At 70.0% G+C, this 12,001-nt stretch carries 2 protein-coding genes; both read left to right on the forward strand.

The window, feature by feature from the left end; all coding sequences use genetic code 11:
* The coding region (locus NMK44_RS41475; protein ID WP_428849375.1) for an SDR family NAD(P)-dependent oxidoreductase at nucleotides 1-5,528 on the forward strand (5,528 nt) is incomplete at its 5' end.
* Between the two features lie 43 nt (nucleotides 5,529-5,571).
* A partial coding sequence (locus NMK44_RS41480) for a type I polyketide synthase (RefSeq protein WP_254753321.1) occupies nucleotides 5,572-12,001 on the forward strand: 6,430 nt, incomplete at its 3' end.

Raw genomic sequence — 12,001 nt, forward strand, 5'->3', positions numbered from 1 at the left:
TGCTTCCTGCGTCGTTGCATATTGATGAGCCGACGCCGCATGTGGATTGGGGCAGTGGTGCGGTTCGGTTGTTGACGGAGGCTGTTGAGTGGCCTGTGTCGGATCGTCCGCGTCGGGTGGGTGTGTCGTCCTTCGGTGCCTCCGGCACCAACGCCCATCTGATCCTGGAACACACCCCGGAAGAAGCAACAGCACAAGAGGCGGCTGTATCGGATCCGGTGGGAGCCGTGCCGTGGGTACTCTCCGCCCGCACTCCCGAAGCCCTGCACGCCCAGGCCACAGCACTCGTCGCCCATCTGGGCGCGGAACCCGAGGCGTCGGCCGCGGACATCGGCTGGTCGCTCGCCACCACCCGGACGCTGTTCGAGCACCGGGCGGTGGTGTTGGGCGGCGATCGTGACGGACTGCTGACGGCCCTGGAGGCGCTGGCCGGCGACGAGTCCCATCCGTCGGTCGTCCGCCCCGGTGCCGGGATCGGCACCGCCGGGAAAGCCGTATGGATGTTCAGCGGCCAGGGCAGCCAGCGTCTGGGCATGGGAGCCGAGCTGTACGCCCGCTTCCCGGTGTTCGCCGCGGCGTTCGACGAGGTCTGCGGTCACCTCGACCCGTATCTCGAACACCCTCTGCGTGAGGTGGTCTTCACGGGTGTGGCGGAGCGGCCCGGGCTGCTGGACCACACCACCTATGCGCAGGCCGGGTTGTTCGCGCTGCACATCGCCTTGGCCAGACTGCTGTCCTCTCTGGGGCAGACCCCGGACGTGGTGCTCGGCCATTCGATCGGGGAAGTCGCCGCGGCCCAGGTGGCCGGAGTGTTCGACCTGGCGGACGCCTGCCGACTGGTGGCCGCCCGCGCCACCTTGATGGGAGACCTTCCGGCGGGCGGCGGTATGGCCTCGATCGAGGCCACCGCCGAAGAGCTCGCCGATGATCTCGCGGAGTTCGACGGCCAGGTCGGCGTGGCCGCGCTGAACACTCCCGGCAGTACCGTCATCTCGGGTCCGTTCGAGCTGGTCGACCGTGTCCGTGCGGCATGGGCGGAGCGGGGGCGGAAGACCAAGGCCCTGACGGTGAGCCATGCCTTCCACTCCCCGCTGATGGACCCCATCCTGGAACCGTTCACCCGGGCCATCGAGGGTCTGACCTACCACCCGCCCACCATCCCGGTGCTGAGCAACCTGACCGGCGAGCCCGCCGACGACCTGATCGCCACCCCTGGCTACTGGGCCCGGCACATCCGCCGTCCGGTCCTGTTCCACCCCGCCGTCACACATATCGCCCCCGAGGCGGGCGTCTTCCTCGAACTCGGACCCGATCCCGTCCTGGCCTCCGCCACCCAGCACACGTTGCAGCACCTCTCACCGGGTGAACCGGCTGCCGATGACGCTTCCGGGCCGCTGGTGGTGGCGACCCTCACCCGCAAGCGCGCCGACGGCGACGCGCTGGGACACACCCTCGCCCAGCTCCACGTCCATGGCCACGACGTCGCCTGGGCGGGCTGGTTCCCGGCCGATCCGGCGCCGCGACCGGTTCCCCTGCCCACCTACGCCTTCCAGCGGGAGCGCTACTGGCTCCCGGCGGGTGCCGGGGTCGGTGACGTGGCCGCCGCCGGACTCCAGCGCGTGGAGCATGCGCTGCTGCCCGCCGCGGTGGATCTCGCCGACGGTGGACTCCTGCTCACCGGTCGCGTCACGGCCGGCGGTTCGGGCGGATGGCTGGCCGAACATGTGATGGCGGGTACCGTCCTGGTGCCCGGGGCCGCGCTCGTCGAATGGGCCCTGCGCGCCGCGGACGAGGCGGGATGCGGGGGTGTGGAGGAGCTCGCGCTCCAGGTCCCGCTGGTCCTGCCCGCGTCCGGAGGGCTGCGGGTCCAGGTGGTCGTGGGTGCCGCCACCGAGGACGGGCGGCGCGATGTGCGTGTGTACTCCCGTCCCGACCGCCACGCGGAACCGGGCGTGGACGCCGGATGGGTGTGCCACGCGGAGGGTGTGCTCAGCCCGCCCACCTCCCAGAGCCCCGTGGAAGAGCCCGGTGCCTGGCCTCCGGCGGGTGCCGAACCCGTGCGGCTGGACGGGTTCTACGAGCGAGTGGCGGCGTCGGGCTATGTGTACGGTCCGTCGTTCCAGGGGTTGCGTGCCGTATGGCGGGACGGCGCGGACGTACTCGCCGAAGTGGCCCTGCCCGAAGTTGTCGGGGACCGGGACGGTTTCGGTATCCACCCCGCTCTGCTGGACGCCGCGCTCCATCCGGCACTCCTCCTGGACCGGCCCGGCGATGAGCCGGACGCCACGGGGACGGCCACCGAGGGGCGGGACGACGCCCAGGTGTGGCTGCCGTTCGTCTGGAACGGAGTGTCACTGTGGGCGAGCGGCGCGACCACGGTACGCGTCAGGCTCTCCCCGCACACCTCCGGTGGCCCCGGTGAAGGCGGTGCCGAGGGCGAACGCGGTCTGACGGTGACCGTGGCCGACGCCGTGGGCGCGCCGGTACTGACGGTGGACGCGCTGGTGATGCGCCCGGCCGGTGTCGATCAGTTGCGGGCGGCAGGCGGCAGCGGTCAGGACGGGCTGTTCACCCTGGACTGGACCCCGCTGCCGATGACGGAGAGCGACACCGACCCACACGGTGACGGCGCCGACTGGGCGGAGCTGGGCGCCGATGAGTCCGCGGCGCTCGTGCCCGGTTCGGCGCGCCACCTCGACCTCACGGCGCTGACGGCCGCGCTCGACACGGGGGCAGCCGTGCCATCGGTGGCCCTCGCACACTTCACCACCACCGGCACCCCGGACGACGGACTGGCGCAGACCGAACGGGCCCTGGAACTGGTCCGGGGCTGGCTGGCCGAACCACGGCTCGCCGAGTCCCGCCTGGTGATCGTGACCCGTGGCGCGGCACTCGTCACCGGTGCGGATACGCCCGGGAACGGAGCGGCGGTTGATGTCCCCGGTGCAGCGGTCTGTGGGCTGGTCCGCAGTGCACAGGCGGAGAATCCGGGGCGCTTCCTCCTGGTCGACCTGGACCCGGACGCCGAAACACACCACCACGACGGGTCTGAACGGACCGTACTGCATGGTGTCGCGCATGCGGTCGAGGAGGACGAGCCGCAGATCGCGATGCGGTCCGGACGGTGGTGGGTGCCCCGGCTGATGCGCGCCGGTGGTGCGAGCAGCGGCGGAATCACCGGCCCGGTCGGACACCCGGCGTGGCGGCTGGAGCTGACCGGTGCGGCGACCGTGGAGAACGTGCGGCCGGTGCCGTGCCCCGAGGTACTCGAACCTCTGGCGCCCGGACAGGTGCGGGTGGCGGTGCACGCCGCAGGCATCAACTTCCGTGACGCGCTCATCAGTCTGGGCATGGTCCCTGGTCAGACCGGTCTCGGTGGTGAGGGCGCCGGTGTGGTGGTCGCCGTCGGTCCGGATGTCGTAGGCGTCGCGGTGGGCGACCGGGTCATGGGGGTCTTCGACCGTGCCTTCGGTCCGTTGGTGGTCACGGATGCCCGGCTCGTCGCGCCGATTCCGGTCGGCTGGAGCTTTCAGCAGGCGGCCGCCGCTCCTGTGGCGTATCTGACCGCTTGGTACGGGCTGGTCGAACTGGGCGGTCTCGGTGCGGATGAATCGGTGCTGATCCATGCCGCGACCGGTGGTGTGGGAACGGCGGCTGTGCGGATCGCCCGTCATCTGGGTGCTGAGGTCTATGCGACCTCCGGTCCCGGCAAACATCCGGTGCTGGAGTCCATGGGTATCGATGCCGCGCACCGCGCCTCTTCCCGTGACCTGGACTTCGAGGGCACCCTGCGCGAAGCCACCGGCGGACGCGGTGTGGACGTGGTGTTGAACAGTCTGGCGGGGGAGTTCATCGACGCCTCGTTGCGGCTGTTGGGGGAGGGCGGTCGTTTCCTGGAGATGGGCAAGACCGACCTCCGCGACCCCGAACAGATCGCCATCGCCCATCCCGGTGTGATCTACCGGATCTACGACCTGATCACCGATGCCGGGCCCGATCTGATCGGTCGGATGCTGGCTGAGTTGGTGCGGTTGTTCGAGGCGGGGGTGCTGGAGCCGCTTCCGGTGCGTTCGTGGCCGCTCGGGCGGGCGCGGGAGGCGTTGCGGTATCTGAGTCAGGCCAGGCATACGGGCAAGCTGGTGCTGGACGTTCCCGCGCCGGTGGACCCCGATGGCACCGTTCTGATCACCGGTGGTACCGGCACCCTCGGCGGGCTCGTCGCCGAACACCTCGTCCGCACAGGCCAGACCCGTCATCTGACGCTGGTGAGCCGACGTGGGTACGAAGCCCCGGGAGCCAAGGAACTGACCGCCCGCTTGGAGACCCTGGGCGCTGAGGTGCGGATCGTCGCCGCGGATGTCAGCGATGCCGAGGCGGTCAGGGAGCTGGTGGCGGGTGTTGATCCGGTGCATCCGCTGACCGGGGTCATCCATGCGGCGGGTGTGCTGGACGATGCCGTGGTCACCTCGCAGACGCCGGAGCGGCTGGCGCGGGTGTGGGCGGCGAAGGCCACGGCCGCGGCTCATCTGCATGCTGCCACCGAGCATCTGCGGTTGGGGATGTTCGTGATGTTCTCCTCGGCGGCCGGTGTGATGGGCAGCCCGGGGCAGGCCAACTACGCGGCGGCCAATGCCTACTGTGACGCGCTGGCCGCGCACCGGCAGGCCGCCGGCCTGCCCGGGGTATCGGTGGCATGGGGGCTGTGGGCCGAAGCAAGCGACATGACGGGTGACCTCACCGATGCCGACCTCGCACGCATGTCCCGCTCGGGTGCCACGCCGATGTCCAGCGAACACGCGCTGCGGCTGCTCGACGCCGCCGCGGAACACGGCGGCCACCATCTGATCGCCGCGGACATGGACGTACGGACCCTGGCCGCGCAGCCCGTCGACAGCCTGCCCGTGCTGCTCCGCGCACTCGTCGCCACGAGCACCGTGGGCGCGGCAGGGCGGCGTACGGCGGCCACTGCCGATGTACGCCCGGCCGACTGGTCCGCACGGCTCGCGGGACTGTCGCCCGCCGAACGCCACCGGGCCGTGCTCCACCTTGTCCGTGGCCATGTGGCGGCGGTTCTCGGACACACCGACACCGAGGCCGTGCAGGCGGACGCCAATTTCAAGGATCTCGGCTTCGATTCCCTGACCGCCGTCGAACTGCGCAACCGGCTCGCGGCCGCCACCGGTCTGCGGCTGCCCGCCGCGCTCGTCTTCGACTATCCGGAAGCGGGCGTACTCGCCGACTACCTGCTGGAGCGCATCGCCCCCGAGGAAGGCGCCCCGGCGGGCCCGGACCGCGTCGATCCCGTCCTCAACGAACTGGCCAGGCTGGAAGCCACCCTGATCGGCCTCGAGGTCGAGGACGACGCGTCGCTGACGGTCACGGCCCGCCTGGAGAGCCTGCTGGCGAAATGGAAGGCGACACGGAAGCCGGTGGAAGCCGCGGACGACAAGACCGCGGCCGAGAGGCTGGAGTCCGCGTCCGCGGCCCAGGTCCTCGACTTTATCGACAACGAACTCGGTGTGTCCTGAATGTGCCGGGCGCGACGAACGCTGAAGGCCGGGTGAACCCCTCATGGTGAACGTGAACGAAGAGAAGCTGGTCGAATATCTCAAGCGTGTCTCCGCGGATCTGCACGATACGCGGCTGCGTTTGCGTGAGGTGGAGGAGCGTGCCCAGGAGCCGGTGGCCGTGGTGAGCATGGCCTGCCGCTTCCCGGGCGGAGTGGACACTCCCGAGGCGCTGTGGCGGTTGGTCACCGACGGCGTGGACGCCATCGCCGACTTCCCGACCGACCGCGGCTGGGATCTGGACGGTCTCTACCACTCGGACCCCGACCACCCCGGCACCACCTATGTGCGCCGCGGTGGATTCCTCGACGGCGCCGACCGGTTCGACCCCCAGTTCTTCGGCATCAGCCCGCGCGAGGCACTGGCCACCAGCCCACAGCAGCGACTGCTGCTGGAGACCGCGTGGGAGGCGTGTGAGCGCGCGGGCATCGACCCGCTCTCCCTCAAGGGATCCCCGACCGGTGTCTACGCCGGAACGGCCACCACGGGTGGCACCTCCGCGGGTGACCTCCCGCAGAAGGGCGGCGAGGGCTACGCGGGCAACGCCCCGAGCCTCCTGTCCGGCCGGGTGTCCTACACCCTCGGTCTGGAAGGGCCCGCCGTCACCGTCGAGACGGCCTGCTCGTCGTCACTGGTGGCACTGCACCTGGCCGCTCAGGCACTGCGCCAGGGTGAGTGCACCCTCGCACTCGCCGGTGGGGTGACGGTCATGAGTACCCCCGAGGTGTTCACCGGATTCTCCCGGCAGCGCGGACTCTCCCCGGACGGCCGTTGCAAGGCGTTCGCGGCCACCGCGGACGGTACCGGCTGGGGCGAGGGCGTCGGCCTCATACTCCTGGAGCGGCTGTCCGACGCGCGGCGCAACGGGCATCAGGTGCTGGCCGTACTGCGGGGTTCGGCCATCAACCAGGACGGCGCCAGCAACGGGTTCAGCGCCCCCAACGGACCGTCCCAGCAGCGGGTCATCCGGCAGGCCCTGGCGAGCGCCCGTTTGTCCCCCTCGGAAGTGGACGCGGTCGAGGCGCATGGCACCGGTACCAAACTCGGTGATCCGATCGAGGCTGATGCGTTGATCGCCACGTATGGGCGGGATCGGTCGGAGGAGCGGCCTTTGTGGTTGGGGTCGTTGAAGTCGAACATCGGTCATACGCAGGGCGCGGCGGGTGTGGCAGGTGTCATCAAGATGGTGATGGCACTCCGCCACGAGATGCTGCCCGCGACCTTGCACATCGATGAGCTCACCCCGCATGTGGAGTGGGAGGGCGGCGGAGTGCGGCCGCTGACCGAGGCGGTCGCGTGGCCGAACGGCGACCGTCCGCGCCGGGCGGGAGTGTCCTCCTTCGGCATCTCCGGTACCAACGCCCATGTGATCGTGGAGCAGGCTCCGGAGGTGGAAGCGGAGGGTGAGCCTGCCACGACGGAGGATGGCGAGTGCCTCGGTGGGGTGATTCCGTGGGTGCTCTCCGCGCGTGGTGCGGAGGCGTTGCGGGGGCAGGCGGCGGCGTTGGCGGGCCGGGTGTCGGGGGAGGTTGATCTCTCGCCGGTGGGGGTGGGTTGGTCGCTGGTCTCGGGGCGTTCGGTGTTCGAGCATCGTGCGGTGGTGTTGGGGGCTGATGGTGGGGAGTTGAGGGCTGCTGTTGAGGCGCTTGCGGTGGGTGGTTCGCACCCGGGTGTGGTGACCTCGGAGGCTGCTGGGGTGGTGGCTGGTGCGAGTACAGGTCCGGTGTTGGTGTTTCCGGGTCAGGGTTCGCAGTGGGTGGGGATGGGTGCCGGGCTGTTGGAGGTGTCGCCCGTCTTCGCTGAGCGGGTGGCGGAGTGTGAACGTGCTCTCGGTCCCTATGTGGACTGGTCGTTGACGGATGTGTTGCGGGGGGTGGAGGGCTCGGCTGATCTTGGTCGGGTTGATGTGGTGCAGCCGGTGTTGTGGGCGGTGATGGTGTCGTTGGCTGCGGTGTGGGCGGGGTATGGGGTGAGGCCTGCTGCGGTGGTGGGTCATAGTCAGGGTGAGATTGCGGCTGCGGTGGTGGCGGGTGCGTTGTCGTTGGAGGATGGCGCGCGGGTTGTGGCGTTGCGGAGTCGGGCGTTGCGCAGGTTGGCCGGTGGTGGGGCGATGGCCTCGCTCGGTGTTGGTCTGGAGCGTGCTGGTCAGGTGCTTGCCGGGTTGGGTGAGCGGGCTGCTGGTGTGGGTGTGGCGGCTGTGAATGGTCCTGGTTCGACGGTGGTGTCGGGTCCGCCGGAGCAGGTGGCGGCTGTGGTCGCGGCGTGTGAGGAGGGCGGTGACCGGGCGCGGCTGATCGAGGTGGACTATGCCTCCCACGGTCCTCAGGTCGATGAGATCCATGACGAGTTGATGCGTGTCCTGGAAGGCATCCGGCCGGTGGACATCTCCGGTTCGGGGACGGCCTTCTACTCGACGGTGACCGGTGCCCGGATCGATACGTCGGTGTTGGACACGGGGTATTGGGTGCGGAATCTGCGGGAGCGGGTGCGGTTCGCGGAGAGCGTCGAGGTGTTGGTTGCGGATGGGCATCGGGTGTTTGTGGAGGCGAGTTCGCATCCGGTGTTGACGGTGGGGATGCAGGAGACGTTCGAGTCGGTGGGTGTCGGGGCGGTGACGGTGCCGACGTTGCGTCGTGATCATGGTGGTCAGCGGCAGTTGGTCGAGTCGTTGGCGCAGGCGTTCACCGCTGGTGTGGAGGTGGACTGGACGGCTCTGTTCCCGGCCGAGCCCCGTCCCCGTGCCGTCGATCTGCCCACCTACGCCTTCCAGCGCCAGCGCTTCTGGGCCACTTCCGCGCCCGGAACGGGCGATGTCGGGGCCGCCGGGTTGCAGCGGGTGGAACATGCCCTGCTGCCCGCCGCGGTGGGGCTCGCCGATGGTGGACTGGTGCTCACCGGTCGTGTTTCCGCTGGCGGTGGACATGGCTGGCTGGGCGAGCACGCCATGGCGGGCACCGTGCTGGTGCCGGGCGCGGCCCTGGTGGAGTGGGCCCTGCGCGCGGCCGACGAGGCTGGATGCGCCGGGGTGGAGGAGCTTGCGCTCCAGGTTCCGCTGGTTCTCCCCGACTCGGGCGGGCTCCGCGTCCAGGTGGTCGTCGGCGAAGCCGACGACGAGGGGCGGCGTTCGCTGAGCATCTACTCCCGCCCCGACCGTGACGCCGAGCCCGGCGCCGACGCGGGCTGGGTGTGCCACGCGGAAGGTGTGCTGAGCCCGCCCGGAGTGGGGACGGGGCCGGAGCACCTGGGCGGGGTGTGGCCTCCGGCGGAGGCGGAGTCCATCAGCGTCGAGGGCTTCTACGAACGTGTTGTGGCGGCCGGGTATGCCTACGGGCCCGCGTTCCAGGGGCTTCGCGCGGTCTGGCAGGACGGCGCTGATGTGCTCGCCGAACTCTCCCTGCCCGAAGCCGCCGGAGACCACGAGGGATTCGGTATCCATCCGGCGCTGCTGGACGCCGCCCTGCACCCCATGCTCCTGTCCGATCGATCCGCTGCCGCCGGCGCATCGGATGACGACGGGCGACTGTGGTTGCCGTTCGCCTGGAACGGTGTGTCCTTGTGGGCTGCCGAGGCGACGGCGATCCGCGTCCGCATCACTCCGCACGCGGATGGCGCCGACGGTGAGCGCGGGCTGCGTGTGATCGTGGCCGATGCCGTGGGCGAGCCCGTACTGACCGTCGACTCCCTGTCGATGCGCCCGGCCGACGCCGACCAGCTTCGTGCGGTGAGCGGACGTGATGTCGACGGATTGCTCACGCTGGAGTGGATTCCCCTTCTCGCTGAGCCCGCCGCCCCGGACGTCTCCGACGCGGGCACTCAGGTGGTGTTGGGCGAGGCCATCCGCGCGGTGGGACCGAACATGGCGCGGCATCCCGATCTGGCGTCGTTGGTCGCCGCCGTGGACGACGGTATGGCCGCGCCGTCGGTGGCTTTCGCTTTTCTGCCGGACGTCGCCGATTCGGGCGACTCGGGCGACACCGATATCGCCGCTCGGGCTGCCGCTGAGGGATTGAGCCACGTCGAGCGCGTACTGAAGCTGGCACAGGACTGGTTGGCGGAGCCGCGTCTGGCAGACGCCCGGCTGGTGGTGGTGACCCGGGGAGCCGTCGACGTCCGCCGCGACGGGAGCGGATCGTCCGGTGCCGGTGAGCTGGATGTGGCCGCCGCGGGGGTATGGGGGTTGCTGCGGAGTGCCCAGGCCGAGAACCCGGACCGCTTCCTGCTCCTCGACCTTGACGCCGACCACGAGTTCGATGCCGACCGTGCCCTCGACGTCGTGGCGCTCGCCATACGGACGGACGAGTCACAGGTGGCCCTGCGGCAGGGGGAACCGCTGGTGCCCCGTCTGAAGCGTGCTCGGGGCGCCGCGGGTGAAGAGCCCGACGTGGCCGAGCTGGAGAACACGCCCGGGGCGCTCGATCCTGACGGCACCGTACTGATCACCGGTGGTACCGGTCTGCTCGGCGGTCTGGTGGCTGAGCATGTGGTGCGTGTGTGGGGTGTCCGGCATCTGCTGCTGGTGAGTCGTCGTGGTGTGGAGGCTCCGGAAGCGGGGGTGTTGGCTGCCCGGTTGGAGGAGTTGGGTGCGGGGGTGCGGATCGCGGCGGTGGATGTCGCGGATGCGGGCGCGGTGGTGGATCTGGTGGCCGGGGTCGGTCCGGAGCATCCGCTGACCGGCGTGATCCATGCCGCGGGTGTGCTGGACGATGGCCTCATCACCTCGCAGACACCGGAACAGGTGGCGCGGGTGTGGGCGGCGAAAGCTGCCGCCGCCGCCCATCTGCACACCGCGACGAGCGATCTGCGGCTGGGCATGTTCGTGACCTTCTCCTCGGCCGCCGGAGTGGTGGGCAACGCGGGCCAGGCCGGATACGCCGCCGCGAACGCGTTCGTCGACGCCCTGGTCGCCCATCGCCGGTCCCGTGGACTCCCGGGACTTTCGGTCGCTTGGGGCCTGTGGGAACGGGCCAGCGCCATGACCGGGCATATGGGCCGGACCGAACTCACCCGGCTGCGCGGTATGCGGCCGCTCTCCTCCGATCGCGGTCTCGCGCTGCTGGATGCCGCGTGCCGGCTGCCCCAACCCCTGGTGGTGGCCGTTGACCTGGATGTGGCGGGGCTCGCAGGCGGAGATGTGCCGGGTGTGTTGCGTGGGTTGTCGGGTGGTGGGGTGCGTCGGCGGTTGGCCGCCGGGGGCGTTGAGGTGTCCGGTCTGGTGGGGCGTTTGGCGGGGCTGGACGCTGCGGGTCGGTTGGGTGTGGTGCTGGAGGTGGTGCGTGGCGCCGTGGCGGTGGTGTTGGGGTTTGGTTCTGGCGCTGAGGTACGGGGTGAGGCTGCGTTCAAGGAGTTGGGTTTTGACTCGTTGACGGCGGTGGAGTTGCGGAATCGGTTGTCGTCGGTGACGGGGTTGCGTCTTCCGGCGACGATGGTGTTCGACTATCCGACTCCGCGGGTGCTGGCGGAGTATCTCTGCACCCGCCTCACCGGAGCGGGCAGCGGAACGGACCGGCCCGTACTGGCCGTGTCCGATTCCGATGAGCCCGTGGCCATCATCGGAATGACCTGCCGATTCCCCGGCGATGCGAACTCCCCGGAAGAGCTGTGGGACCTGGTCGCCGCCGGGAAGGACGTCATCGGCGACTTCCCGACCGGGCGGGGCTGGGACCTCGACCGTCTCTTCCACCCGGACCCCGACCACCCTGGAACGAGCTACGCCGACCAGGGTGCGTTTGTCCATGACGCCGATGAGTTCGATGCGGGGTTCTTCGGGATCAATCCGCGGGAGGCGCTGGCGACGGATCCGCAGCAGCGGTTGTTGCTGGAGGCGTCGTGGGAGGTGTTGGAGCGGGCCGGTATCGATCCGGTGTCGCTGAAGGGCAGCCCGACCGGTGTCTACGCGGGCGTGATGTACCACGACTACGCCACCGGACTCAGCAGCGGAGACGATGCCAAGCTGGAGGGCTATGCGATGCTTGCCGGTTCCGGGAGCGTGGTGTCGGGACGGGTGGCGTATTCGCTGGGTCTTGAGGGTCCGGCGGTGACGGTGGATACGGCGTGTTCGTCGTCGTTGGTGGCGATGCATCTGGCGGCGCAGGCTCTGCGTCGTGGTGAGTGTTCGCTTGCGCTGGCGGGTGGGGTGACGGTGATGGCCACCCCGGATGTGTTCACCGGTTTCTCACGTCAGCGCGGTCTGGCCCCTGACGGTCGCTGCAAGCCCTTCGCGGCTGCGGCCGACGGTACGGGCTGGGGCGAGGGCGTGGGCGTGCTTCTCCTGGAGCGTCTGTCGGAGGCCCGGCGGCAAGGGCATCGAGTACTTGCGGTGATTCGTGGTTCTGCGGTGAATCAGGATGGTGCGTCGAATGGTTTGACGGCGCCGAATGGTCCGTCGCAGCAGCGGGTGATTCGTCAGGCGTTGGCGAGTGCGCGGTTGTCGGTGT

Source organism: Streptomyces cucumeris, from assembly GCF_024295805.1.
In the GTDB taxonomy this organism is placed as follows: Bacteria; Actinomycetota; Actinomycetes; order Streptomycetales; family Streptomycetaceae; genus Streptomyces; species Streptomyces cucumeris.